Genomic DNA, 26,234 nt, shown 5'->3' with positions numbered 1-26,234 from the left:
GAAGTTCGGTGAATTCGGCAAGGCTCAGGCGAGCGCGCCATCGGTGTACGGATCGACGCTGCGCGCCGGATCGGCCGAGACACCGACGCGGTCGAGACCGGCTACGGTGCGGGCACCGTCGTAGTACGGGTCAACGTTGCGGGCGCCGTCGTAGTACGGGCTGCGCGGTTCCTGCACGGAGCGGGCACCCTGGGTGAACGGGTCGGCCGGCGTGTTGATGGCTGCCACGGTGCGGGCACCATCGGTGTACGGGCTACGCGGCTCCTGTACCGAACGGGCGCCTTCGCTGTAGACGTCACGGGCTTGCTGGACCGAGCGTGCGCCGTCGGTGTACGGGTCGCGGGGGCTCTGGACGGATGCCTGGGCGCCAGCAGCAGCGGCGGCAAGGGCGACGGCGAGGACGAGGCGGGCGGTGAGGGTCTTGGACATGATCGGATTCCTTAAAGTCGATTTCGATGAGAACTTGCATCGGCAGGTGCCGGGACCGGGATTCGCTTCGTTGCGTTGCATCCGGCCACGAGACGTATTTAAGGCGTCCGACGTATCACGCCCGTAGCGATCTGGCCCCGTTTATGTCAGGGCGCGTATCGGTACGGCGGGTTGATACAAAGGGGTACAAAGAGGGGGGGGGGCGGGGGTCTTGCTCCCCTCTCCCGCAAGGCGAGAGAAGGGTTGGGGGTGAGGGCCAGCGTGTCGTGCTTGACGAGCGTGGCTAGTGGCGTAAAGCCCTGCCCTCACCCCTGGCCCCTCTCCCGCGCAGCGGGAGAGGGGAACAAACAGTCAGATTGGAGAGGATCACCCCAGCCGAATCTCCGCGGCCAGCCCCCCGCCCTCACGATTCCGCAGTTTCAGCGATCCGCCCACAGCCAACGCCAACTGGTGGGCAATCGCCAGACCCAGCCCACTGCCGCCCGTCTCCCGGCTGCGCGAGCCTTCCAGGCGCACAAATGGCTGCAGCACCGCATCGAGCTTGTCTTCAGGAATACCGGGACCGCGATCGAGCACTTCAATGATCACGGTATTGGCTTCGCGGCGCACATCCAGCTCGGCGGCGCCGCCGAATTTCAGCGCGTTATCCACCAGATTGGTCAGAATCCGACGCAGCGCATGGGGCCGCGTAGTCAGCGCCCCCCCTGCATTCCGGGTAATGCTGACCGCCTTGCCGGTGTCCTGGTAGTCATAGACCAGGCTCTCCACAAACGATCCAAGATCGATGCGTGACGGCTTCTCGCCCTCGCCGCTCGTGGTGCGGGCATAGGCGAGCCCTTCCTGCACCAGCGTCTGGATCTCGGCCAGATCGCTGACCATCTTGCGCTTTTCCTCGGTATCTTCGGCCATCTCGGCGCGCAACTTCATGCGCGTGATGGGCGTCTGGAGATCATGGGAAATCGCCGCCAGGATCTGCACGCGCTCTTCCACGAACTTGGCGATGCGGTCGCGCATGGCGTTGAAGGCACGCGCGGCGCGGGCCAGTTCGGTGGGGCCGGATTCGTCGAGCGGTGTCGATTTGGTATTCGGATCGAGCGCGTCGGCTGCATCGGCCAGCGCCACCAACGGACGAATGGCCAGCCTCACCGCGAACCAGCAGCACAGCACCAGCAGCAGCAACTGCAGCACAAACGTGTACGGCAGCCACTGCGCCACAGGCGTCATGCGCGGATGCACGTCGATGGTCAGCGGGCTGCCGTCGCTCAGTGTCAGGTGCGCCTGCAGCCGCTTGCCATCGCCGGGAATTTCTTCCACGGACACCGGAAACCGTCCGCCGCTGGCGTCCATGATGCGCTCGGCGATGTCCCGTCCGCGCTGCGTCATCTCGGGCGTGCCCGGCAAACCCGGCCCCAGGATGTACTGGTAGTTGCCGCGATTCAGGCGCGGCAACCACTGGGGCCGCTCCGCCGCTGGCAGGCGGTCAAGAATCGCCACGGACGTGGCCACGTCGGTTTCCAGCGTGCCGAGCATCACTTGCCGCGCCGACAGGTACCGCTCGGAAAACAGCAGCGCGAACGACAGCAGATGGGCAACGATCAGGCCACCCAGCAGGATCAGGAACAGCCGCGATACCAGGGAACGCGGCCACAGCCAGTGGCGGATGTTCACTGACGGGCCTCCCGGATCTCCACCGGCATCGAGAACACATAGCCTTCGCTGCGCACGGTCTTGATGTAGGCGGGCTCGCGCGCATCGTCATTGAGCCGCTGGCGCAGGCGGCTGACCAGCAGGTCGATCGACCGTTCGAACATTTCCGCTTCACGCCCCTGCGTCAGGTTCAGTAACTGATCACGGTTCAGCACGCGCTGCGGATGATCCACGAAGACGCGCAGCAGCCGGTATTCCGCGCCGCTCAGGGCCACGATGGTGCCCTCCTGGTCGATCAGGTGCCGTGCGGTGGTGTCGAGCTGCCAGTCACCGAACGCCAGGATCTGGCCCGCCTCGGTGATCTGCAGGTTGGGCGGCAGCATCCGTGTGCGGCGCAGCACGGCCTTGATGCGCGCCAGCAATTCGCGCGCGGCAAAGGGCTTGGTCAGGTAGTCGTCGGCCCCCATTTCCAGGCCGATGATGCGGTCGGTCTCGTCGTCTCGCGCGGTCAGCATCAGGATGGGCGTGGTCTTGTGCTTGCCAGCACGCAGCTCGCGGCACAGCACCAGGCCGTCATCGCCGGGCAGCATCACGTCCAGCACGATCAGGTCCACCGCGTTGGCATCCAGGAACTGGCGCATGTGGCGGCCATCGGGCGCCATGGTCACGCGCAGGCCATTCTTGGTCAGGTAGGTGGAGACCAGCTCCCGGATCTCGCGGTCGTCATCGACGATCAGGATGTGGTCCACGTGCGTTTCCATGCGTATTCACCTTTTTCTTTCTGGAACTGGGGGGCGATCTGCCTTGCTGGCCGCCATTGTATGGGGGGTGCGCAGGCAACGTGTATCGCAGTGTATCTGGCAGCGCGGGTCCCACAATCCGGTACAACTCGGCGCTTCCACGACACATCTGCGGAAGATGGCAGGCGTCTCATGGCGGCATGCCAGCGTTTGGCCTGCCCTGCAGACCCGAAGAAGACCACCGAGAGAGACACGACCATGACCCTGCTGATCCTTGCCTACCTGGGTGGCGCACTGACCATCCTGAGCCCATGCATCCTGCCCGTGCTGCCGTTCGTGCTGAGCCGGGGCACCCAGCCGTTCCTGCGCGGACGGCTGCCGATGCTGGCCGGCATGGCGCTGACCTTCGCCGGGGTGGCCACGCTGGCCTCGATCGGCGGTGCCTGGGCCGTGGAAGCCAACCAGTACGGCCGTTATGCCGCGCTGGCGCTGCTGGCCGTGTTCGGGGTGTCGCTGCTGGTGCCGCAACTGGCCGGATGGCTGGCTCGGCCCGTGGTGGCCCTAGGCAACCGGCTGACGAACAGGCAGGGGGTTCACGCCGACGGTGGCCCCTCGCCCTGGGCATCGCTGCTGCTCGGCGTGGCCACGGGCATGCTCTGGGCGCCCTGCGCCGGCCCGATCCTCGGCATCGTGCTGACCACGGCGGCCCTGCAAGGCGCCAGCGTGCAAAGCTCGCTGCTGCTCGTGGCCTACGCGGCGGGTGCGGCCACCTCGCTGGCGGCGGCACTCGGTCTCGGCGGACGCCTGTTCGCGGCCATGAAGCGCTCGATGGGCACTGGCGAATGGCTGCGCCGGGGGCTGGGCGTCGGTGTGCTGGCCGGTGTGACCGCCATCGCCTTTGGCGCCGATACGGGCCTGCTGGCGCGTCTCTCCACGGGCAGTACGGCCGGACTCGAACAGACGCTGATCGACAAGTTCCACGCCGGCCGCCAGGCATCGGCCCAGGCCAGCGTGCCCGCCGACTCCGGCATGCTGCTGGCCGCCAACGACACCAGCCCCGGCTTTGGCAGCCGCCTGCCCATCGAGGGAAAGATGCAATCGTTCGACGGCGCCGTGCAGTGGTTCAACTCGCCACCGCTCACGCGCGAGCAGTTGCAGGGCAAGGTCACGCTGGTCTATTTCTGGACGTACTCGTGCATCAACTGCATCCGCACGCTGCCGTACCTGCGCGCCTGGGCCGAGAAGTATCCGAACCTGACGGTCGTCGGCGTGCATACGCCCGAGTTCGCTTTCGAGAAGAATCCCGAAAACGTGCGCCGCGCCATTGCCGATTTCAAGATCAAGTTCCCGGTGGCGGTGGACAGCGATTACCACATCTGGCGCGCCTGGGGCAACAACTACTGGCCGGCTGCGTATTTCGTCGACGCACAGGGCAATATCCGTCATCACCAGTTTGGCGAGGGGGATTATGGCAAGTCGGAGCGCGTCATCCAGACTCTGCTCGCCGAGGCCGGCCAGCCGTCCGCCTCGCGTGACCTGGTGACGCCCGACGCGCCCGGTGCGCAGGCCGCCCCCGATCTCAAGGATCTGCGTTCCGGCGAAACCTACGTGGGCTATGAGCAGGCGACGAACTTCGCATCGCCGGGCGGCATCCGCCAGGATGCCCCGCGCAACTACACCGTGGGCGACCTGCGCCTGAACCAGTGGGGACTGAACGGCCAGTGGACCGTGCGTCCGGACCACGCCGCGCTCGAGCGCGCCGATGGCAGCATCCGCTACCGCTTCCAGGCGCGCGATCTTCATCTGGTGCTGGGGCCGGCCCCCGATGGCCGTGCCGTGCGGTTCCTGGTAACCATCGACGGCAAGCCGCCCGGCGCGAGCCACGGCGCCGATATCGACGCCAACGGCAACGGTGCCATCACGCAGACCCGGCTCTATCAACTGGTGCGGCAAGCGGGCGAAGTGGGCGAGCACACCTTCGAAATCCGTTTCCTGGACCCGGGCGCGCAGGCTTACGCGTTCACGTTCGGTTGAGCGGCGCGGCGGGTCTTTGACCGCCGCGCCCGCCCGTGGCAGCATCGCGGCTCATGCCTTTTCAGGAACAGGAGCATCGATGACCCGGATTCGTGCCATGCTGCTTGCAGCGATCATCCCCCCCTTGCTGGGCGCCTGCGCCAGCGGGACAAACGTGGAGTATCTGGAAGCCCAGGACGGCAAGGACCTGCACTCGGATGCCAGCGTGGGCGATCTGGTGCTCTGCCTGAAGCGCAAGCTTGGTGACGATGCCAACGTCATGGCCTATCCCGAACCCGGCAAGGTCGATGTCCGCGTGGGCTATGGCAGCCGCGCCGATGCAGGCTATTCCTACCTGATCCGCCTGCGCGCCGCACAGCAGGGTACGAACGTGGAAATCAGCACCGCCGGCGATTTCCGGCCGCTGCTGAGCCAGGGCCGCGTGACCGGCTACGTCAGGGACTGCAAGCCCGGCACGGCAGTGCGGTAAGACGTTTCTGATCGTCCAGAATCGACGGTTTCGAGTCGAATCCGGACATCGCATTCAATTATTTCAAGGCGCGATCTGACACCTTTCGTCGCGCGTTCGCGTGTGTGAAGGCGTACGGCATACTGCCCCGGCCATGGAGTCTTCCATCCCGAGGAGAGGTGAGCCAGTGAAATCCACACAGATCGCGAAAATCGTTAGCCCATTCATCGTCGCAGCCGCGCTTGCCGCGACAGGCGTGGCGCATGCCCAGCAAGCACCTGCACCTGCCACCGTGCCGGTCACGCTCGACAACTTCGTGCGCGCCGAATCGGACATGTATTTCGCCGGACTGGCGAAGCAAGGGGGCGTTGGCAAACTCCTGCATCGTCGCGAGCCCGCGTCGATCGACCACCAGACCGTGGTCCGACTCAACCGCGACACGCTCTACTCGTCCGGTGTGTTCGACCTCGATGCCGGCCCCGTGACCATCACGATGCCTGATCCGGGCAAGCGGTTCTTCTCGATGCAGGTCATCAACGAGGATCACTACACCCAGGCGGTGTACTACGGTGCCGGCAAGCGTGTGCTGACCCGCGCGAACGTGGGCACGCGTTACGCGGTGGTTGGCATCCGCACGCTGATCGATCCCGACGATCCCGCAGACGCCAAGCGCGTGCATGCATTGCAGGATGCCATCCAGGTCAGCCAGGCATCGCCCGGCAAGCTCGATCTGCCCAACTGGGACCCCGCAGGCCAGAAGAAGATCCGCGATGCGCTACTGGTGCTGGCCTCGGTGATGCCTGACTTCCACCAGTCCTTCGGCAAGAAGGGCGAAGTCGATTCGCTGAAGCACATCATCGGTACGGCCGCAGGCTGGGGCGGCAATCCGGATCGCGATGCCCAGTACCTCAACGTCACGCCCAAGCAGAACGACGGCAAGACCGTGTACCGGCTGAAAGTGGGTCAAGTGCCCGTGGACGGCTTCTGGTCGGTCAGCGTCTACAACGCAAAGGGCTACTTCGAGAAGAACGAAGCCAATGCCTATACGTTGAACAATGTGACGGCCCGGCGCGAGACCGATGGCAGCATCAAGATCCAGTTCGGCAACTGCGATGCGCAGACGTTCAACTGCCTGCCCATCATGGAAGGATGGAACTACACAGTGCGGCTGTACCAGCCGAAGAAGGAAGTATTGAACGGGAAGTTTGTGTTTCCGGAGGCGGTGGCGGTGAAGTGAGCGGTCGAATATCGATGACGTGTTCCCCTCTCCCTCTGGGAGAGGGGTTAGGGGAGAGGGCTGGAGGTCCTGCTTGCCGATTACATCGTAATTTGCACCGCTTGCCCTCTCCCCCGCCCCTCTCCCGGAGGGAGAGGGGAGAAAACAATCAGTGATTCAAACTTTAGTGCGACTTCTCATCCGGGTTCGCCGCCAGCAAGTCCAGCATTTCATCCGCGTGTTCTTCCTCAACGGCCAGGATGCTTTCCATCAGCCGGCGTGACGTCGGGTCTTTTTCCCCGATGTAATGCACGATCTCGCGATAGGTGTCGATCGCGATGCGTTCGGCGATGAGGTTTTCCTTGATCATGTCGGAGAGCGAGGACCCCTCCACATACTCCGCGTGGCTGCGGGAGACCAGGCTGTCAGGAGACAGGTCCGGCTCGCCGCCGAGTTGCACGATGCGTTCGGAAATCTGGTCGGCATGGCCCTGCTCCTCGTTGGAGTGCGCCAGGAACTCGTCGGCCACACCCTTGGAGTTCGGACCCTTCGCCATGAAGTAGTGCCGGCGATACCGCAGCACGCAAACGATTTCCGTGGCCAGTGCGTCATTCAGCAGCTTGATTACCGTGGCACGGTCGGCGTCGTACCCGGCGGTCACCGCGCCGTCGTCGATGTGCTTGCGGGCGCGCTCGCGCAGCGTCTTGATGTCGGTCAGGAACGGTTGGTTATCAGACATGGGGACTCCTTCGTAATCGTTCGAATGGTTCCGCGCGATGCAGCGTAGGCGGCGGACTTTTACCCCGCAGGCAATATCGATGCCACGGCGCCAGCCTTGGTAATTCCGTGGCGCTCCGCATCACGGCGTGCGTTTTTTACAAAATCCACCCGGTGATGCCTGCAACGACCGTCCGCCCTGTGTATGTCCCTGTCATGCCAAGGCCCAACTTGTTCGCTGACGCCAACGAGCGTAGGGTGACGTTTCGCGCATTTACCGTGCGAACCATGAAACATCACCAAGAATCCAGGGGGTAGTCACCAATGATGTCGATAAAGTCGAGCTTGCCACGGCGCCTGTCCGCCATGTTCCTGACCGCAGCTACCGTTGCCATGGGGGCCGCCACCCTGCCACTGACCACCGGCGTGGCCCACGCGGCGCCGCCCGCGCAGCTCAAGACACAGGTTCCCGGCTACTACCGCATGATGGTGGGCCAGCTGGAAGTCACGGCGCTCTACGATGGCTACATCGACATCGACACCAAGCTGCTGAAGTACACCAGCGCGCGTGAAGTGCAAAGCCTGCTGGCGCGCATGTTCGTGAAATCGACGCCCGGCGTGCAGACCGCCGTCAACGCCTACCTCGTCAACACCGGCACGCACCTTGTGCTGGTGGATACCGGCGCGGCGGCCTGCTTCGGCCCCACGTTGGGCGGCATCCTGAACAATCTGCGCGCCGCTGGCTACACGCCGGAACAGGTCGATACGGTGTTGCTGACCCACATGCACGGCGACCATGCCTGCGGCCTGACCACGGCCGACGGCAAGATGGTGTTCCCGAACGCCACGGTACGCGCCGACAAGGCCGATGCCGACTACTGGCTCAGCGAATCCAACACGGCCGCCGCGCCCGAGGGCGGCAAGCCGTTCTTCGAGATGGCCCAGAAGGCGATTGCCCCGTACATCGCCGCGCAGCACTTCAAGACCTTCGATGCCGCCGCAGGCGAGCAGCCGGTGCCGGGCGTGCGCCCCGTTGTCGCGCGCGGCCATACGCCGGGCCATACCGGCTACCTGTTCACCTCGGGCAAGGAAAGCCTGCTGCTGTGGGGCGATATCGTGCACAGCCATGCCACGCAGTTCCGTCGCCCGAACATCGCCATCGAATTCGACGTGGACAGCCATCAGGCCGTGCAAACGCGCAAACGCATGATGGCGGATGCGGCCAAGAATCAGCTTTGGGTGGGCGGTGCGCACCTGCCCTTCCCGGGTCTGGGCCATGTGCGGCGCGAGCACAACGGCTACGCCTGGGTGCCGGTGGAGTACGGCCCGATCCGCAGCGACCGCTGAGCGGAGGCATCAGGGCCTCAACCCATCGAAAGGGCGAACGTGCGAACATAGGCGTTCCGCAAAAAAGCTCGCCCCCACACGATGATCGTTCGCCCGCCGCTTCACTGGCTCCGCATGCTGTTTGTGCTGCGAGGTTCGGTCCTGCCACGGATCACCTCGCAGCTGGTCGGCGTCACGCTGTTCGCCGCGCTGATCACGCTGGCGCATGGTCGGATCGGTGACTGGAAGGTATCCCTGAACTTCGTACCGTTCTCGCTGATCGGCCTGACGCTGGCAATCTTCCTGGGCTTTCGCAACAGCACGAGCTACGCCCGCTTCTGGGAAGGCCGCACGCTGTGGGGCAGCGTGCTCAACGAATCGCGCTCGCTGACGCGGCAGGCGCTGACGCTCGTCGGCGACCGTGCGGCGGCACAAGTCCTCGCCTATCGGCTCTGCGCGTTTGTCCATGCGCTGCGCCATCAACTGCGTGGCACCGATGCCGCCGCCGATATCGGCAAGTTCCTCGATGAGACCAGCGCAGCGCGTCTGCAGGCCGCGAAATATAAGCCCGCTATCGCGCTGCTGATGGCCGGCGAATGGGTGGGCGAGCAGATCCGTCGCGGGCAACTGGCCCCATCGCTGGCGCTGCCGATGGAAACATCGCTGAGCCAGTTGAGCACTGCGCTGGGCGGCTGCGAGCGGCTGGCCGGCACACCCATCCCGTTCACCTACTCGGTGATCATCCACCGCTGCATCTATCTGTACTGCACGCTGCTGCCGTTCGGACTGCTCGACAGCATCGGGCTGATGACGCCGGTCATCGTCTGCTTCATCGCCTATACCTTCTTTGCGCTGGAAGCATTGAGCGCGGAGATCGAGGAACCGTTCGGTGAGGAAGCCAACGATCTCGCGCTCTCGGCCATGTCTTACATGATTGAATCCACGGTATTGGAGATGGTTGGCGAGCTGCCACGGACCGCCGCGCCGGCACCGAACGGATTCATTCAGACCTGAGCGCCATCATCCAGCCGAGCGCTTGACCGCGCGAACCTTGCCGCTTTCACCGCCGCCACAGTAAAAGCGGTCGCGTCCATCGTATTCGAGTCCCGATACGCCCACGCCCTGCGGCATGTCGATGGTCTCCAGCACCTTGCCCGTCTTCGGGTCCAGGCCGCGCAGATCGCTCTGCTCGCCCTCCCAGGTGCCGTGCCACAGTTGCCCATCGACCCACGTCACACCCGTGACGAAGCGGTTCGATTCGATGGTACGCAGCACGTTGCCCGTTTCCGGATCGACCTGGACGATCTGGCGCGCCCGGTACTGGCCCACCCAGAGCGAACCCTCCGCCCAGGTCAGGCCCGAATCATTGCCATTGCCAGGCGCCGGGATGGTGGACACCACCTTGCCGGTTGCCGGATCGATCTTCTGGATATGACGCTCGGCAATCTGGTACAGGAAGCGCCCATCGAACGCGGTGCCGGCATCGGCCTGCACGTCGATGGCACGCCCGGTCTTGCCGCTGGCCGGATCGAGCGCGAGCAGCTTGTCGCCCACGGCGAACCAGACCTGCCGGCCATCGTAGGTCAGGCCATGCACGGTGTCGTGGCCCGGGAAGGGGCCGTATTCCCGCAGGATTTCGGCATTGGATCGCTTCATGGTGGTCTCCTTCGGCTTGTTGCCGTGTGGGGTGTGCAAACCATGCTACGCGCCCGGCAGCGGCACAGGGAGTAACAACGCCGTCGCGAAACCGGGTGGCACCGGCGTCATCCAGCGCCGCGCGCGGCCACGCCCCACGGGTTCGACCTTGCCTGCCTCGGCCAATGTTTCGAGTGCGCGCTGAACCGCGCGCTGGCTTGTGCCGAGGGCCAGGGCGAGGGCGGAACTGGACCATGACTCGCCATCGGAAAGGCAGGCCAGCACCGCCGCAGGGAGCACACCGCGCGCGTCGTAAAGGCCAACGCCACCCGCTATGCGCTCCCCTCTCCCGCGCAGTGGGAGAGGGGAGAAAACATAGGGTTCCTCTACCGGATGCGTCAGCACAGCCACGCGCGTTGTGTCACGCGGCATCAGTGCAAACCCACGCGGCGTGGCGCTGATATCGGCCAACGATGCGAGGACCGCGCGCAATCGACCGATCTCCACACGTAGCCGGGCGCGATGCGTCTCATCGGCATGACGAGTCCGGAAAGCCTGAGCGATCAACGTATCGCGCGGCGCATTGTCCGGCCACGGCTCGGCCAGTGCGCGCGCCAGCGAGAACAGCACGGGGCGCCGCGCCAACTGCACCACGGTCTCACGCTGGCGCACGCTCATGCGGCAGGCGTCAATCACCAGCACATCGGATGCGAACAGTTGCTCCACGTCTTGCAGCATCATCGGCTGCGAGGCACCTTCCACCAGCAGACGCGCCACCGGAGTCCGCAAGGCCAGCGCCGCATGTTCCACCTCAGCCCGCAGCGCAGGAATACCGGCCTGCGCTGCGGCTTCGGCAGCACGAGTCATGGCCGCCTGCGCTGCCGCGCCATGCAGGCGCCGCACTGCAATCCCGGCCACGACAAGTTCATGCGCTGCGCGCAGGGGCGATGGAAGCTGGGCAGGATCGATATCGGCAATCGTCGATTCGGCGGCAACGATCTGCCCGACGAGCAACTGGTGCCGCGCGATCAGGTACTGCGCATGCGCGGCATTGGCGAGGTCGCCATGGGTCTGGAGCACCATTCGCGCTGCATCGAGAGAGCGTTCGGGCCATCCAAGGTCGCGGGAGACCAGTGCGATCTCGGCCTCGGCCACTGCGCAGCGGGCACGAGCCACGGCTTCCCTCGGCCCAAAGCCCCGCGCCGCGGCGCGCACCAGTGCGCGGGCACGCGGCAAATCGCCAAGCTGGGCCATGGCGATACCGCGAAGTGCCAGCGCGGGCGGATCATCGCGCAGGGCCACGCGGTTCAGGGCGCCCAGCGGATCGCCTGCCGCCAGGGCACGTGCGGCAGCGGTAATCAGGGCGTCCACGGATGACGCTGCAATGGTTACGCGGCGATGCCTCCCAGCGCCTGCAGCTTGTAGACCACTTCCACCACGGTGCGGGCGTTCATCTTGCGCATCGCACTACCGCGATGAATCTTGGCCGTGATTTCGGCCACGCCCATCGCCGCGGCAATCTGCTTGTTCACCAGACCGGAGGCCAGGTGGCGCAGTACCTCACGCTCCCGTACGGTCAGCGTTTCCCAGTTCGAGCGCAGGCCGCGCAGCGACTGCTCGTTCTCCAGGCGCCTGGCGTCATGCTCCAGCGCTGCGATCACCGCGTCGATCATGTCCTGCTCGCGGAACGGCTTGGCCAGGAAGTCGACCGCACCGGCCTTCATCGCCCTCACGGTCATCGGAATATCGGCGTGGCCGCTCATGAAGATGATCGGCATATGCGGTTGGCCCTTGTCCACGATGGATCGCTGGAACGCCAGGCCGCTTTGCCCGCGCAGGCGCACATCGAGCACCAGGCAGCAGGGACCATCCACCGGCGGGCATTCCAGGAATTCTGCAATCGATGCAAACGCGCGGACGTTCAGGTCGAGGGATTCCAGCAGGCTGGCGAGCGCCTCACGCACCAGGTCGTCGTCGTCCACGATATGGACGGTACGTTGTTCGGAAGCAATCATCGGGGGAGTCATCGAGGCAGTCATTGCGGCACCTCCACGTTGTCAAGCGAGCGGCCCTTGGTCTCAGGCAGCATCAGAACCATCAGGAGCACCACGCCATACGCGGCACCGGAGAATGTGGCAATGGCGGTGGCAAGGCTGCTGGAATGGCTGAGCAAACCGACCAGTCCGGGAAACAGCGCGCCGATGCCCCGGCCAAAGTTGTAGGTGAAGCTCTGGCCGTTGGCGCGCACGTCCGACGGATACAACTCGGTCAGGTAAGCCCCCAGTCCACTGAAAATGCCGCACGAGGCAAAGCCCAGCGGAAACCCGAGCCAGAGCATCTCGCTGTTGGTCAGCGGCAGTGTCAGGTACATCGACACCGAAACCAGCGACAGCGCCGAGAACAGGATGAAGTTGCGCCGCCGTCCCCAGTAGTCGGCCAGGAACGCACCCACCATGTAGCCACAGAACGACCCGACGATGATCACCATCAGGTAGCCGCCCGTATCGAGCACGGACAGGTTGCGCTCCAGCTTCAGGTAGGTGGGCAGCCAAGTGGACATCGCGTAGAAGCCGCCCTGGATACCGGTGCAGAGCAATGCGGCGGGAATCGTCGTACGCAGCAGCGCAGGCGAGAAGATGACCCAGATCGAGGTCGACTTGCCCTGCTTGCGCGCGGTGTCGGCTCTCTTGAAGACCTCGGGCTCCGGCACGTTGTTGCGCACGTAGATCACCAGCAGCGCGGGCAGGATGCCCACCCAGAACAGGCTGCGCCACGCTATCGATTCAGGCAGCACCGAGTACGCGATGCTGTACAGGATCGCCGCCGCGCCCCAACCCACTGCCCAGCCGCTCTGCACGAATCCCACCACCTTGCCGCGATGCTTGGGTGCGACGATCTCGCCGATCAGCACGGCGCCCACGGCCCACTCGCCGCCGAAGCCCAGCCCCTGCAGCGCGCGCAATACGAACACCTGCTCGAAGTTCTGCGCAAAGCCGATGCCCAGCGTGCACACCGAGAACCACAGGATCGTGCCCTGCAACACCTTCACGCGACCGTAGCGGTCGGCCAGCATGCCTGCCACCCATCCGCCAATTGCCGAGGCAATCAGCGTGACGGTGCCAAGCAGCCCGGCCTGTGCGCGATCGAGGCTCCACAGATCGATCAGCGATGCCAGCACGAAGCTGAACACCATGAAATCGAACGCGTCCGTGGCCCAGCCGGCAAACGATGCCTTGAAGGTCCGCTGCCCCGCCGGGCCGAGTTCTGCGTACCACGACGGGCGCAAACTCCCCCACGCCACGTCTTCCCTGCCTGCTTTTGTTGTCATTTTTCTTTTACCTTCGGTGAAACGCTGTCCTACTGCGATCCGCCTGCCGTATCGGTGAGGGCCGCCAGCGCCCTGCGTACCACATCCGGCGTGGCGGGTGCCTGGCGTATGCGCGCGCCAGTCGCGTCGAAAATGCCGTTCAGGATGGCCGCCGCCGTGGGTACCAGCGCCGGTTCGCCGATGCCCTTGGCGCCATACGGGCCGAGGTCGGTCGGCGCCTCCACGAAGATCGCGCGGACCTCGGGCATGTCGCGCACCGTGGGAATCAGATAGTCATGCAGGTTGTTGTGGCGGCCCGGATGATATTTCTCCATCAACGCCAGGCCAACGCCCTGCGCCACGGCCCCTTCTACCTGCCCTTCGAGCAGCGTCGGATTCACCATGCGACCGACGTCATGCGCGGCAACGACCTTCAGCACGCGGACACGGCCGCTCTCGCAATCGACCACCACCTCGGCGATCTGCGCGCCAAATGCGTACGTTGCATAAGGGCGGCCCTGTCCATCCGTATCGAGCGTGGTCACGGGCGGGTCGAAGCTCTCTTCGGCAGCAACGACATAGCCATGTACATCGACAGGCAAGGCACTGAGATCGAGCACACGCTCATCGACATGAATGCCTTGCCGATCCACCGCGATGATCGCCTCTGCCGGTGCGTTCGCCAGCTCGAGCAAGCGGCGGCGCAGTGTGGTTCCCGCGAGATAGGCCGCGCGGCCCGTCACGAACGTTTGCCGCGAGGCCGAGGTGCGCCCGCAGTCGGGCGTGACATGCGTATCGGGTCCGACGATGTGCAGCGTGCCCACCGGCACGCCCAACGCATCGGCGGCGATCTGCGGAATCACGGTATTGGCGCCCTGTCCCGCATCGACCGCACCCTGGTGGAGCACGACGACGCCGTCGGGACGCACACCGAAGCGAACCGTCGAGGGATTCGGCAGTGCGGTATTGCCGCAGCCGTAGAAGAACGCGGCCAGGCCCACACCATGGCGGATGGTGGCGGGCGACGACGCGTTGAGCGTGGCCACGCGGGCCTGCGCTTCGTGCCACACGGGACGCAGCGCATCGAGGCAGGCGATGAGGCCCACGCTCTTGTCGAGTACCTGCCCGGTCGGCAGCGAATCCCCTGGGTGCATCGCGTTTCTCACGCGGAATTCGAGCGCATCGATGCCAACGCGGCGCGCCAGTTCGTCGATCAGTTGCTCCTGCGACATCGTGGTCTGCGGCACGCCAAAACCCCGGAACGCGCCGGCCGGCGTGATGTGCGTGTGAATCGCACGCGCACGCGCCGAGTAATGCGGCACGACATAGGGACCACCGGCATGCACGGGCACGCGATTCGCCACGGCGGTGCCCCACGATGCGAAGGCGCCTGTGTTGTATTCGCCTTCGAACGATACCGCGCCGATCCGGCCGTCCGCATCGGCGGCCATCGACGAAACGATGCTGGCGGGATGGCGCTTGGTCGATGTCGCCATCGACTCTTCGCGCGAAAACACCATCGATACGGGCCGATCCAGATGCCACGCCGCGATGGCCAGCCACGGCTGCACGGTCATGTCCAGCTTGCCGCCAAACCCGCCACCCACCGCCGTGGCGACCACCCTTACCTGTTCGGGTGCCACGCCAAGGATGCGCGCGAGATCGGCGCGATGCGGATGCGGCGCCTGCGTGGACGAGTGGATCTCCACGACATCGCCCACCCTGCGCGCCCAGCCTGCTTCCGGTTCCAGGTACGCGTGTTCGACAAAACTCGATTCGAACGTGGCGCTCACCACGTACGGAGCATCCTTCAGCGCCGTCTCCACATCGCCCCGACGCACCACCCCTTCGATCAGCAGATTGCCGGGACGATTCGCATGCAGTGGCGTGCTGTCGTCGCGGATGGCATCGCCGACGGTGAGCACGGGTGGCAATGCCTCCCATGTCACGGGGAAGCCATGGAGGTCGAGCGCTTCCATCGCGTCACGCTCGCCTGCCACCAGCGCAATCGCTTCCAGGTAGTGGCGCGTCTCGGAGACTGGCAGGACGGGTTGATCGGCATACGGCCCGGCTACGCCGTGCAGGTTCATGCCCGGCACATCGGCATGAGTCAGTACGCGCACCACGCCCGGGTGCGCGGCAACAAATGCGTGCAGATCGCCGAAGGCAAAGCGTGCGCGATGATGGGGACTACGCACGGCGCGCAGCACGAGGCTATCCGCCGGGTGCGCATCGGCGCCAAACGGTTGGCGTCCGTCGATCTTCTCCGGACCATCGAGTCGCGTGATCGGTATGCCGACGACCGGTCCCGTGGCGGGTGGTGCCGTGCAGGGGCGCGCGGGGGCGCCGCAACCGACTTCAGCCACGGCATCGACGATCTTCTGGTAACCCGTGCAGCGGCACAGCACCCCGTCGATGGCCGACCGTGCACTGGCGCGATCCGTGACCCGCCCCGCGTCGACGGCGGCAGCCGAGGCCAGCAGCATGCCCGGCGTGCAGAAGCCACATTGCACGGCCTGGTGCGCGAGGAATGCCTGCTGCAGGCGCGCGCCGCTCTGCGTGCTCTCGGCCACACCTTCGACCGTCACGACGCGGCGTCCGGCAACCTGGCCCATCGGCACGAGGCAGGCATATCGCGCCTCGCCATCGATCAGCACCGTGCAGCTTCCGCAATCGCCCTGGCGGCACCCTTCCTTCGTGCCGAACTGCCGCAAGTCCGTGCGCAGATGGTCGAGCAGGCGCCGCGACTGGTCTGCAGGCAACGGCACACGCGCGCCGTTGAGGTCGAACCATGCAGCGTCCGCCGACATGGAATGGCCGCGCGTTTCCGCTACGTCATCGGCGCAGGTTGAGGACTCAGTAGGCGGGGGCGTCATCGGCGAATTCCTCCAGGCAGAACCGGACAGCCCGCTGGATCGCAAGCCGGGAGAGGTCCAAGCGATGGGCTGCCGTCGCGCGGACATCATCAATGGGGGACAACTCGGCCAGCGCGGCGCCCCCGATGATGCCAGCAAGTTCGTGGCTGTGTCGCCCCATCAGTGCCAATTCCAACCCATGCAGGCGCAGAGGAACATCCGACGCACCGCCCACGCAGACCGCAGCCGATTCGAGCGTGGTGCCCTGCCCCATGCGCAGATGCACCGCGGCCGACACCACGGCCAGCGCCATGCCGTCGCGATTGGTGCATTTCACGAAGGCCGTGCGGTCACGCGCACCCGGCAGATCGAACACGATATCGACCAGCAGTTCATCGGACGCAAGCGCCGTGCGCCGGCGACCGAGCAGGAATTCCCGCAACGGCAAGCGACGCAAACCGCGCACGCTCGCCAGTTCCACTTCGGCATCCAGCACGAGCAGCGGCGGCACACCATCCGCCAGCGGCGAGGCATGGCACAGGTTCCCGCCCAGCGTACCCTGCACGCGAATCTGCCGCGAGCCCACGCCGGCCGCGGCATCGCGCAGCGCCACGGGCATCCAGGCGGTTTGCGCGATGGTCTGCCAGGTGCTGGCCGCGCCGATGCGCGCCACGCCATCGCGGCATGTCAGGCCCCGCAAGGCGTCGATGCCCGCGATGTCGATCCACTCGACACTCCCCGGCGCGAGTGCCGGGTCCGCAAGGCAGTCGGTTGCGCCGCACACGACACGCGCCGGGCGCGCCGCAAGTTGGGCCACTGCTGCATCGAGGGATCGGGCGCGAAGGTAGTTCATGACGAGAGGCTGGCGTCCTGCTGTCGGCGTCGGGGCGGCTTGTCGGGGGTAGCGGGCAGCTCACTGGTGGCAGCCTCCACTCTCACCACGCGCAGCACGCTATCTATGACAAAGGACTCCCAGTGCTGCACGGCCTCTGGGGTGTCCAGCTCAACGCCGAGAAAGACCGTCAGCGTGTAGCGGTTCGAAGTATAGAAATACGCCGTCGAGGCAATCAACAGGAAAACATCGCGCGCATTCAGGTCCCGGCGGAATATGCCTTGATCCGCGCCGCTGGCGAGAATCCCGCCGATGATGTCCACGGCCAGCGTCGAGTAATCGCCCTTGCGCTCCAGCCTGGACACATGCCGGCCCTTGTGCAGGTTCTCGGTGTTGAGCAGGTTGACGAAATCGGGGTTGCGCCGGTAGTAGTCCAGCTTGAAGCGGATGATGGTCTTGAGCGCCTCCACGGGGTCTGACGGGTCCGGCGCCACCTTCGACTCGGCCTCGTCCATCCGCCGGTAGATACCTTCGAGCACCGCCACGAACAGCGCTTCCTTGCTGCCGTAGTAGTAGTAAATCATCCGGTCATAGGACTTCGCCAGCTTCGAGATCTTCTCCACGCTGCCGCCCTCATAGCCATAGCGCGCAAACACCTTGGTAGCGGCGCGCAGGATGTTGTCGCGGGTGGTCTGCGCCGCAGCCTCCCGGACACCGGTGCCACGCACAGCCTTTTTTACTGCTTGAGTCATATCGCTCCTATGGCAGCGGAGTCATCCGCTGGCGTTTCCCTGCATTTCGTACAGGGAACACTACATGAGTGAGCGATGATACAAGGCGCCCGGACGAGTTTCAACAGAAAGAAATAAATCTCTTTAAATTCAATAGATTGCGGCATTAGATCGACGCCGAACCCGCCTCCAGTACGCCGTTCCGCGACCCACACCGTCTGTCATTCCAGAAAATGTTGTGCTAAGGTTCATTTATGGAGCGTTCACTACATGAAGTTGATGCAGGACGGCAAGAACATGACCAACGAACTCGACTACTACCGCTGCACCTTCCTCACGCCATCGGTCTGGCCGATGGACGCGGACCTGCACGAGACCGCCGCAGACCGGCAGGCCGGGTGGTCGGCGATGATGCAGCACGCGCCTGACGTTCAGACGCTGCGCCACATCTCCCAGACACTGGCTGCCGAAGTGTCGCCGGGGCAGCGGGTCGAGACCTTGCTGCGGGCCGCCCTGCAAAGCACTGGCGCCACCTTCGGATGCGTGGCTGCCATCCGCGACGGTAGTTGGGAGTCTGCGGCGAGCGCCACGGCATCGAACGGACGCGCCCGTTTCGCGGACCCGCACACCCCTTCGGCAGTGCTGAAAGGCGATCGGCTTCCGGTGTCGATCCTCGCCACCGCCATTCGCCTGCGCAACGGACTGGTGCTCGATGACGCCTGCTCTGCCGCCAGTTGGCGCGACGATGAATACGTTCAGCGCTATCGGCCACGTTCCGTGATCTGCGTACCGATGCGCTGCAACGGCATGCTTGTCGGTGCGCTGTACCTGGAGCACCGCCACCTCTTCGGCATGTTCACATCGGCGCGCAGCGCCGTGGTCGAAATCATTGCGCTGCAAGCCGGATTCGCACTGGAGAACGCCCGCCTGCATGATGCGCTGTCCGAACAGGTGGCATTGCTGACCCATGCCGAAGAGAAAATGCGCAATACCCTCTCCGAGCTGGCACGCGCGAGCCGGTTCCAGGTCTACGGCGAGATGATCGCGTCCATCGTCCACGAGGTGGTACAGCCGGTGACGGCGTTGGACTCCTCCGCACGCGCCGGACTGCGTTGGCTGGACCGCAGCGCGCCAGACATCGAACGCGCCCGCCAGACGCTGGCGCATATCTCGGCATGCGCCACGCGCGCCCGCGCCATCATCGACGGTTTGCGCGCCAAGGCGCGGCAGGACACGCCCAATGTCGCCATTTTCGACGCCGACAAAGCCGTGATGGAAGTGGCGGACATGGTGACATCCACGCTGGAGGCGATGAAGATAGACTTCCGCGTGGAGGGGCAACTGTCATCGACGTCCGTGCAGGGCGAGCGCGTGCTGCTGCAGCAGGCACTCATCAACCTGCTGATGAACGGCGCCGAGGCCATGCAGGCAGTGCCGGAAGGCGAGCGCCAGCTGGTGCTGTCATGCGAAGCCGCACCGGACCAGTTGCGCCTGCATATCGACGACCGTGGTGAAGGCTTCGATCCGGAACTGGCCGGCCGCCTGTTCGAACCGCTGTTCACGACCAAACCTGAAGGCATGGGGATGGGACTCGCCATCAGCCGGTCCATCGTCGAAGCCCACCATGGCGAACTCGTCCTGACGCACCGGCCCCAGGGCGGGACACGCGCCACCATCACGCTGCCGCGTTTCGCAAGCTGAATCCCCGACGCAAAAATTAATTCTTGACTGCTCATTCCAATATTCCTAGAATGCGGTCCATGGCCAGACCAAAAGAATTCGACCAGGGCGAAGCCCTCGACGCGGCGATCGGCGTCTTCTGCGAGCACGGATATGCGGGCACATCCACGACCATGCTCACCAGCGCGATGAAGATCGGCCGCCAAAGCCTCTACGACACGTTCGTGGACAAGTGGCAGCTCTACTGCGCGGCATTGCGCCGCTATGGCGAGACCGAAATCCAGGTGCATATTGCGGCGCTGCAGGGCGGGCCGCGTGCCATCGACGGCATTCACCGGATGATGGCGCGTGTCGTGCAAAGTGCCCATACACCGTGCCTGGGCGTGGGGTCCGTGAGCGAGTTCGGCGATAGCCAGCAGCAATTGAACGCCATCCGCGCGGAACTCGGTCACGTGCTGTCCGTGCCGCTGATCGCCCGGATTGCAGAAGCACAGCGCGATGGCGACGTGCTCAACGAGGCCGACGCCAAACTGCTGGCCGCATTCCTGCTGGCCAGTGTCTCCGCGCTGCGGCTATCGGCACGCGGCGGTGCGGACCTTGCGGAACTGCAGGGCCTGAGCCAGTTGGCATTGCGCGCGCTGCGATAATTTTTTTACCAATTTTGGAACGATCGTTCCATTAAGGAGCATTGAGATGAAAGCGGTGATCATGGCAACAGCGGGCGGTCCGGAAGTCCTGGAGGCAGTCGAGTGGAAGGCGCCAACAGCCGGCAAGGGCGAAGTCCGGGTGAAGGTAGCCGCAGCCGGGGTGAACTTCATGGACATGGGCGTGCGGCGCGGGCAGTTCTGGAACGAGATTCCCTATCCCCGCGTGCCCGGTGTCGAGGGAGCCGGCGAGGTTCTGGAAGTCGGTGAAGGGGTGACTGACTTCCATCCCGGGCAGCGCGTGGCCTGGGCCTACGCGCCGGGCAGCTATGCGGAACAGGTCGTGGTGCCCGCCACGTCGCTGGTGCCCGTGCCGGACGGCATCGACGACGAGACCGCTGCCTCGATCATGATGCAAGGGCTGACCGCCAGCCATTTCGCGACCGAGTTCTATCCCGTGCGACCCGGCGATACCGCATTGATCCACGCGGCGGCCGGAGGCGTTGGCCTGCTCCTGACCCAGATCGTCAAGCTCCGCGGCGGCCGCGTCATTGGCCGCGTCTCCTCCGAGAGCAAGGCGGCCGTGGCATGGGCGGCGGGGGCCGATCACATCATCGTCGATGCCACAGGCCGGTTTGCCGGGGAAGCGATCCAGTTGTCGGGCGGGGAGGGCGTGGACGTGGTGTATGACGGCTCGGGGCCGGCCACCTTCCAGGGCTCGATCGATGCATTGAAGGTGGCTGGCACGTTGTGCTGGTATGGTCCGATTCTCGGCGGGCCGGGCGCCATCGACATCATGGCCCTGCCCCGCAGCATCAAGATCGGCTATGCGGTCTTTGCCGACCATGTGCGGACGCCCGAACGGTTGCGCAGGCACGCCGCCCAGTTGTTCCAGTGGATTCTCGACGGCAAGGTGCGCCCCACCATCGGCCAGCGCTATCCGCTTGACAAGGCGGCGCGCGCTCACGCCGATATGGAAAGCCGTGCCACGACGGGCAAACTGCTGCTGGTGCCCGGCATGGATGCCTGATGAAAGACCCGGGGGACGGGCGCGGCATGCAGTGCTATGGTTCGACTGTTTCCGCCCCGCCTACCCATCCCATGCCCGAGCAGACAGCACAGACATCGGCAACGCCCTTGTGGCTGCGTATCGCCCCCGCGCTGTTCCTGCTGCTCTGGTCCTCGGGCTTCGTCTTTCTCAAGCTCGGCCTGCAATACGCCGATCCGCTGACATTCCTCGCCCTGCGCTACGCATGCGTGACCGGACTGCTCATCCTGCCCTGTCTGCTGCTGCGCCCGCGACTGCCACCCGGTGCGGCGCCGTGGCTGCACCTGGGCGTGATCGGCCTGCTGATTCAGGCCGGCTACTTCGCATTCACGTATCTGAGTCTCAAGCTTGGGATGACCGCAGGCGCGGTGGCACTGGTTACGTCACAGCAGCCGATATTGATCGGACTGCTGGCGCCAGCGGTAGCGGGCGAGCGCGTGGATCGCGTCCACTGGATCGGGCTGGCGCTCGGTGTATCGGGCGCCGCCATCGTTATCGGGTCGCGTTCTTCTGTCGAGGTCGGCTCGCTGCTGGCGCTGATGTTCGCGATCCTCGCGCTACTTGCCATGACAGGCGGCACGCTCTACGAGAAACGCTTCGGCACGTCAGTCCATCCGGTCCTGGCCAACACCGTGCAATGCGCCGTCGCCCTGGCAGTGACCGCACCGCTCGCGTGGTGGCTGGAGCCGATGCACATCGAATGGACTCCCGGCCTGTTCGGCTCGCTGGCCTACCTCGTATTCGGCAACTCGCTCGTGGCGATATCACTGCTATTGGCGATGGTCCGCCACGGAGAAGCCTCGCGCGTCTCGGCCTTGTTCTTTCTCGTGCCGCCCACCACGGCCGTCATTGCGTTCGTGCTACTCGACGAGGCACTGCCGCCGATGGCATGGGCCGGCATGGCACTGGCTGCAGCGGGGCTGCATCTGGTGATGCGACGCAGGGTGGGATGACCAGAAGGTCGCGCACTTCCACACTGCGAACTTGCGTTTGACCGAACGCAAACAGCATCGGCTTTTCGCCAAAAATGCGGACCCCGAAGGACTACTATCGAACGCGTGGTGCGCCATCCGCGGCGCCCACGCACTCCATGCGCAAACCATTCCCCCTCCACCCCAAGCACCCCGAGCGCATCTGCTGGGGCTGCGACAAGTACTGCGCCGTCAACGCCATGGGCTGCGGCAACGGATCGAGCCGCACCCAGCATCCCGCGGAATTACTGGGTGATGACTGGTACGAGCATGGGGATTGGGGGATCGAGGTGGAGACTCGCGCCACCCCCTCCACCTCAGCTCAATAGCCGTAGTAAGGCTGCGGCGCGTACCGGACCGGCGCCGGACGGCCGCACGGCACATAGGCGCCCTGATAGTTGTCGTAGCAGTATCCCGGCGGTACTGCCGGCGCGGCGTAGGCCACGGGTTGCGGCGCGTAGACCGGCTGCGGCGGCGCATAGACCGGCGCGGGTGCGGCCATCACCGGTTGGCTGCTTGCCACCAGCGCGCCCAGCGCCAGGCCAGCCACTGCGGCCACGGCAATCGCGGCACCGGCAGATCCGCCGCCACCGCCGTGGTGATAACGATCGCGCGCCGAAGCCGTCCCGGCGACGAGCATGGTGGCACTCAGGACAGCAATACCGGCGTAACGAATCGACTTGCGCATGACAGGCTCCTTGGCGGGCCAACCTTGGCCCCCTTTTACGGACTCCATCATGGACGTCGATCCATTACAGTGGGTTACGCACTGGTGAGCAGATGTAAATGCGCGGGACCTGCTCCCGGTCATCAAAGCTCTGAAAGTGGCTGATTTGCGATGCCGCGCCGCGATTTCCACGCCACACGATAAATCCTGCGTTACAAATCACCCGGCGCCTTGCATGGGGCGATGCGGATTGACAGCGGCGCCGGCCGTGCAAATACTCGCTCTCGCAACGCTTCAGCAGTTGCAGTGCGATGTCCGCCGGAGCGGTGCGAAAGCCAATGTCGAGACAATCTCCATCCGGGACGACCATGACCACACGCCGCCTTTCCGCACTGCTGCTCGCCTGCTCCGCTGCAACCCTCGGCGCCTGCGCCTCGAACGTTGGCAACGCGCCCGTTCCAGTCCAGCCGACCGCCGCCTCGGCACCGGCCACCGCCGGCAAGACCGACGTCCTCTGGCTCGGCCAGGCCGCCATGCGGATCACCACCCCCGGTGGCAAGGTCATCGTCATCGACCCGTGGCTGACCAGCAATCCCAAGACGCCAGCGGGCTTCAAGCAACTGGCGGCACTCGGCAAGGTCGATCTGATCCTTGTCACCCACGCCCACGGCGATCATCTGGGCGACGCCCCCGAACTCGCCAAACTCAACAACGCGCCGATCTACACCGGCGGCGGCATGGGAAATCAACTCGTGCAACTTGGACTGGTGCCCGCCAACCTGTCGCAACGCTTTGGCAAGAGCGGCACGGTCACGCCCTTTGGCCCCACCGGCCCCAAGATTACGGCCGTCCACGCCGAACACTCTTCGGAACTGATCTACAAGAACCCGGCCACGGGAAAGGATGAAGCCCACTACGGCGGCGAACCCGTCGGCTACATCATCGAGATGGAAAACGGCTTCAAGGTCTGGCACATGGGCGACACCGGCCTGTTCGGTGACATGAAGCTCATCGGCGACCGCTACAAGCCCGACCTCGTCCTGATCCCCATCGGCGGCCATTTCACGATGGGACCACAAGACGCCGCCATCGCCATCCGCGACTTCGTCAAACCGAAGTATGCGATTCCGATGCACTACGGGACGTCGCCGATGCTGAAAGGGACGCCGGACGAGTTGAAGGCTGCGCTGGGGACGGCGTCAGGCACGGCGGTAGTGGTGATGGAGCCGGGGATGCGGGTGGGGTTTTGAGGGGGTGATTGGAGAACGGGCAGCGAGAGTACTTATCAGAAATCGTCGGATGACGAAATTAGTTCCTGGTCATCAGAGAAGAAAAAGCCTGCTTTTCAGCAGGCTTTTTCTTTGGCGAGGCGGCATACGCCGTCTGTTACGGGCTCATGGGCGATCGACCGCGATGTCATAGAACAGCGAGGTCTGATCGAGGCTGATCAGAAAACTCAACCCGGTGTTGCCCACGACCATAGAAACAGCCTCGCGAGCATTGCTCCCGCTGTCCTTGGGACGATAGCGGAGGCCAGCGTTTGGCTGATTCTGTACATACGTGTCAATTCGCTTATCACTGGCCCGCTCGCGCGTGTAGATGTTGGTCGAATTGTCAACGGACTTGATCTCGGTCTCGTCCTTGGCGTACACATAGTTCAGTGCGCCGAAGACCGCAATATCCCAGAAGGCGTTCTTCTTTCCCACTGCTGGCAATGGCCGTACCACCTGCTTGGTAGCGACAATCAGGCCATTGCCGTGCGTGATCACGGCCATGACAGTTCCGTCGATATCCTTGAATGCCACCAGCGCTGATGTACCGTTCGAATCCGTCAGCGTGAAGCCGCCCCGCGGGTTGACGGTCAGAACCGGCAGTTCGTTGGGCTGCCACGCTTCGCAGTTGTCTACGCCCGTGCAGTCGGCACCGGCCTGGAACTTGCCATCAGCGCCGAGCGTGAACTTGATTCGGGTGGGTACAAAGGGAACCGTGGCATCGTCGCGTTCGAAGCCCAGCGCATTCCAATCGCCGGTTAGATCGGCCAGCGCCAATTCCTGCCGTGGCACCATCAGCGTGGGAAGGCTCGTCAAGGTAGGCGTGTCGTAGACGAGCGCTACACCGGACCTGGAGACTAGAATAATCTTGCCACCCCCCACAGATGTCACGAACGAGCAAGGGTCGCCAGAAATGGGCGTCATGTCGGCAGTGCCAACCAGTCTGCCTGGCCGTCCAGTTGCGCGTAGGTGTTCCCCGTGGAATCAAAGTTGGCATAGCCCGAACCGCCTTGACCGGCAAGAAAGTACACACCGTGGCGCAGACCGTTGCAGGTTGCGGATGCCGGCTTGAGTACGGTCTGGATTGCCGCCGCTCCCGCGTTGGCAGCCATAGCACCGCTAAGATCCGCCAACTTGATGTTGGCTGCGGTCAGCAGTGCCGCCAGTTGGTCAAGCATCTTATCCATCGCATTGCCGCCGACGCCACCTATAGCAGCCAGCAGTTGGCCCTTCACCGGGTCAATGCCCGTCAAATCAATCCTTTGATCGAAGACCTGACGAATTGCGGCGATTGCGGCAGTCAGTTGCGCCGGGCTCAGCCGCAACTGCGCATTGGCATCGAATTGCTGGAAAAACTTCGTGGTTTCACCTTGCGCCAGCGCGGCCAGGACCAGTTCGGTCAGCGGTGAAATATTGGCCGTCAGAATGCTGCCAGATGCTCCCGTCTCCACCAAGGAGTGCAGCGTCGTGCCGTCCGGCGCCGGGGCACTCAGTACGCAAGGCGTCTGCAGGTTAGCAATATCGGCAGTGAAGAATCCGTTGATGTTGGTCGTGGCTTTGGCACTGCCGGCCTTGCACTTGACCTCGACCAACGCGTTCGGAATAGCGGCCCCAATGGCAGCGGTACCAGTAATTTTCGTCGTTTGCACCGTGCCACCATTGCCACCAGTTCCGCCCGTTGCCGCACCCGTTGTCGACCCACCATCCCCACCACCGCCGCAGGCCGACAGCACAGCGGCTATCAGGCCCGTCAAAAGAAGCTTCGATTTCATCCCTGTTGTCTCTTCTAAAGTTGGATTTGCGTGGCGCGCGCCGGGTGACCGCCCCCTGGCCCCTTTTCTTCTGCTGGCGCGCGCGTTTCTGTCATCGGCTCGAGGGCCAATGGCAGGCGGCGTGGGAGTGTCGCGTGCAGGTCTTGCGTCGCCCCCCCCCCCGAGGGGCATTGACAGATGTCATTTCTGTCATCTTTTGTGACAGTTCGGATACAAGGCCGAAGCACCGGCAAAAAGTTAGTCCGCACACTCGCAGAATCCAAG

Annotated in this window: 25 protein-coding genes; 11 read left to right on the top strand and 14 right to left on the bottom strand. The window is 64.6% G+C overall.

Translation table 11 applies throughout. The annotated features are described in order from the left end of the window. Positions 1–24: 24 nt before the first annotated feature. The 3 genes from GA566_RS25905 to GA566_RS25895 all read right to left on the bottom strand — a co-directional run bounded on the left by GA566_RS25905 (position 25) and on the right by GA566_RS25895 (position 2,837). Entirely contained in the window at positions 25–429 is a 405-nt protein-coding gene (locus GA566_RS25905; protein WP_137928292.1) for a hydroxyquinol 1,2-dioxygenase, read from the bottom strand. Positions 430–795: 366 nt separating this feature from the next. Beyond that, positions 796–2,097, bottom strand: a complete 1,302-nt coding sequence (locus tag GA566_RS25900) for an ATP-binding protein (RefSeq protein WP_160474422.1) — start codon at positions 2,095–2,097, stop codon at positions 796–798. Then, positions 2,094–2,837 carry a response regulator gene (locus GA566_RS25895; RefSeq protein WP_137926995.1) on the bottom strand — a complete coding sequence of 248 codons (744 nt, stop codon included), beginning with the start codon at positions 2,835–2,837 and terminating at the stop codon, positions 2,094–2,096. The genes GA566_RS25900 and GA566_RS25895 overlap by 4 nt, the downstream gene beginning before the upstream one ends. A 237-nt stretch (positions 2,838–3,074) precedes the next feature. Here GA566_RS25895 and GA566_RS25890 point away from each other — a divergent pair, with 237 nt between their 5' ends. The 3 genes from GA566_RS25890 to GA566_RS25880 all read left to right on the top strand — a co-directional run bounded on the left by GA566_RS25890 (position 3,075) and on the right by GA566_RS25880 (position 6,535). Continuing rightward, on the top strand, positions 3,075–4,850 hold the full coding sequence (locus GA566_RS25890; RefSeq protein ID WP_160474421.1) for a cytochrome c biogenesis protein DipZ: 1,776 nt from the start codon (positions 3,075–3,077) through the stop codon (positions 4,848–4,850). A 79-nt stretch (positions 4,851–4,929) separates the two neighbouring features. After that, entirely contained in the window at positions 4,930–5,319 is a 390-nt protein-coding gene (locus GA566_RS25885; protein WP_137926997.1) for a hypothetical protein, read from the top strand. Positions 5,320–5,485: 166 nt separating this feature from the next. Beyond that, on the top strand, positions 5,486–6,535 hold the full coding sequence (locus tag GA566_RS25880) for a DUF1254 domain-containing protein (RefSeq protein WP_249359568.1): 1,050 nt from the start codon (positions 5,486–5,488) through the stop codon (positions 6,533–6,535). A 163-nt stretch (positions 6,536–6,698) separates the two neighbouring features. Here the strand turns inward: GA566_RS25880 and GA566_RS25875 are convergent, their stop codons facing one another. Continuing rightward, positions 6,699–7,253 (bottom strand): bacterioferritin, encoded by a 555-nt coding sequence (locus tag GA566_RS25875; protein WP_160474420.1) that lies wholly within the window; start codon positions 7,251–7,253, stop codon positions 6,699–6,701. Between the two features lie 344 nt (positions 7,254–7,597). On the opposite strand from GA566_RS25875, the gene GA566_RS25870 reads away from it, so the two are divergent. Both GA566_RS25870 and GA566_RS25865 read left to right on the top strand, forming a co-directional pair. Then, a complete protein-coding gene (locus GA566_RS25870) occupies positions 7,598–8,578 on the top strand; it encodes an MBL fold metallo-hydrolase (RefSeq protein ID WP_370459372.1) in 981 nt (326 codons plus the stop codon). Between the two features lie 81 nt (positions 8,579–8,659). Beyond that, positions 8,660–9,571, top strand: coding sequence for a bestrophin family protein (locus GA566_RS25865; RefSeq protein ID WP_160474419.1), 912 nt, complete (start codon positions 8,660–8,662; stop codon positions 9,569–9,571). A 6-nt stretch (positions 9,572–9,577) separates the two neighbouring features. On the opposite strand, the gene GA566_RS25860 is transcribed toward GA566_RS25865, so the two are convergent. From GA566_RS25860 to GA566_RS25830, 7 genes are read right to left on the bottom strand one after another with little or no spacing between them, the layout of a single operon-like run. Further along, complete coding sequence (locus tag GA566_RS25860) at positions 9,578–10,213, bottom strand: glutamine cyclotransferase (protein ID WP_160474418.1); 636 nt, start codon at positions 10,211–10,213, stop codon at positions 9,578–9,580. A gap of 45 nt (positions 10,214–10,258) precedes the next feature. After that, the gene (locus tag GA566_RS25855) at positions 10,259–11,563 is read right to left on the bottom strand and encodes a helix-turn-helix transcriptional regulator (protein ID WP_160474417.1); all 1,305 of its coding nucleotides are present in this window, start codon (positions 11,561–11,563) and stop codon (positions 10,259–10,261) included. Positions 11,564–11,580: 17 nt separating this feature from the next. Continuing rightward, positions 11,581–12,231: a response regulator transcription factor gene (locus GA566_RS25850; protein ID WP_137927003.1), complete on the bottom strand. Its 651-nt coding sequence runs from the start codon at positions 12,229–12,231 to the stop codon at positions 11,581–11,583. After that, positions 12,228–13,520, bottom strand: a complete 1,293-nt coding sequence (locus GA566_RS25845) for an MFS transporter (protein ID WP_160474416.1) — start codon at positions 13,518–13,520, stop codon at positions 12,228–12,230. Before GA566_RS25845 ends, GA566_RS25850 begins: the two co-directional genes overlap by 4 nt. Positions 13,521–13,549: 29 nt before the next feature. After that, positions 13,550–16,375, bottom strand: a complete 2,826-nt coding sequence (locus GA566_RS25840; RefSeq protein WP_160474415.1) for a molybdopterin cofactor-binding domain-containing protein — start codon at positions 16,373–16,375, stop codon at positions 13,550–13,552. After that, on the bottom strand, positions 16,356–17,207 hold the full coding sequence (locus GA566_RS25835) for a xanthine dehydrogenase family protein subunit M (protein ID WP_160474414.1): 852 nt from the start codon (positions 17,205–17,207) through the stop codon (positions 16,356–16,358). Before GA566_RS25835 ends, GA566_RS25840 begins: the two co-directional genes overlap by 20 nt. Then, positions 17,204–17,938 (bottom strand): TetR family transcriptional regulator, encoded by a 735-nt coding sequence (locus tag GA566_RS25830; RefSeq protein WP_137927007.1) that lies wholly within the window; start codon positions 17,936–17,938, stop codon positions 17,204–17,206. Before GA566_RS25830 ends, GA566_RS25835 begins: the two co-directional genes overlap by 4 nt. 249 nt (positions 17,939–18,187) lie before the next feature. Between GA566_RS25830 and GA566_RS25825 the strand changes: the two genes are divergently transcribed. The 5 genes from GA566_RS25825 (at position 18,188) to GA566_RS25805 (ending at position 22,589) form a co-directional block, all read left to right on the top strand. Then, a complete protein-coding gene (locus GA566_RS25825) occupies positions 18,188–19,618 on the top strand; it encodes a sensor histidine kinase (RefSeq protein WP_160474413.1) in 1,431 nt (476 codons plus the stop codon). 59 nt (positions 19,619–19,677) lie between these two features. Next, positions 19,678–20,244 carry a TetR/AcrR family transcriptional regulator gene (locus GA566_RS25820; protein ID WP_160474412.1) on the top strand — a complete coding sequence of 189 codons (567 nt, stop codon included), beginning with the start codon at positions 19,678–19,680 and terminating at the stop codon, positions 20,242–20,244. A 46-nt stretch (positions 20,245–20,290) separates the two neighbouring features. Further along, positions 20,291–21,271, top strand: coding sequence for a quinone oxidoreductase (locus GA566_RS25815; protein WP_137927010.1), 981 nt, complete (start codon positions 20,291–20,293; stop codon positions 21,269–21,271). A gap of 71 nt (positions 21,272–21,342) precedes the next feature. Then, positions 21,343–22,242: a DMT family transporter gene (locus GA566_RS25810; protein WP_160474759.1), complete on the top strand. Its 900-nt coding sequence runs from the start codon at positions 21,343–21,345 to the stop codon at positions 22,240–22,242. Between the two features lie 137 nt (positions 22,243–22,379). Beyond that, entirely contained in the window at positions 22,380–22,589 is a 210-nt protein-coding gene (locus GA566_RS25805; RefSeq protein ID WP_137927027.1) for a DUF3079 domain-containing protein, read from the top strand. On the opposite strand, the gene GA566_RS25800 is transcribed toward GA566_RS25805, so the two are convergent. Then, positions 22,583–22,948, bottom strand: coding sequence for a mechanosensitive ion channel protein MscS (locus GA566_RS25800; RefSeq protein WP_137927012.1), 366 nt, complete (start codon positions 22,946–22,948; stop codon positions 22,583–22,585). The genes GA566_RS25805 and GA566_RS25800 overlap by 7 nt on opposite strands. 347 nt (positions 22,949–23,295) lie before the next feature. On the opposite strand from GA566_RS25800, the gene GA566_RS25795 reads away from it, so the two are divergent. After that, the gene (locus tag GA566_RS25795; RefSeq protein ID WP_160474411.1) at positions 23,296–24,177 is read left to right on the top strand and encodes a metal-dependent hydrolase; all 882 of its coding nucleotides are present in this window, start codon (positions 23,296–23,298) and stop codon (positions 24,175–24,177) included. Between the two features lie 144 nt (positions 24,178–24,321). On the opposite strand, the gene GA566_RS33380 is transcribed toward GA566_RS25795, so the two are convergent. Then, positions 24,322–25,122 carry a hypothetical protein gene (locus tag GA566_RS33380; protein WP_237380663.1) on the bottom strand — a complete coding sequence of 267 codons (801 nt, stop codon included), beginning with the start codon at positions 25,120–25,122 and terminating at the stop codon, positions 24,322–24,324. Then, entirely contained in the window at positions 25,119–25,970 is an 852-nt protein-coding gene (locus GA566_RS33375; RefSeq protein WP_237380661.1) for a hypothetical protein, read from the bottom strand. Before GA566_RS33375 ends, GA566_RS33380 begins: the two co-directional genes overlap by 4 nt. Positions 25,971–26,234 lie beyond the last annotated feature (264 nt).

The sequence above is a fragment of the Cupriavidus sp. SW-Y-13 genome, from assembly GCF_009793345.1.
Classification (GTDB): Bacteria; Pseudomonadota; Gammaproteobacteria; order Burkholderiales; family Burkholderiaceae; genus Cupriavidus.
Note: the sequence above shows the minus strand (reverse complement) of the source record. Positions and strands in the feature narration are given on the sequence as shown.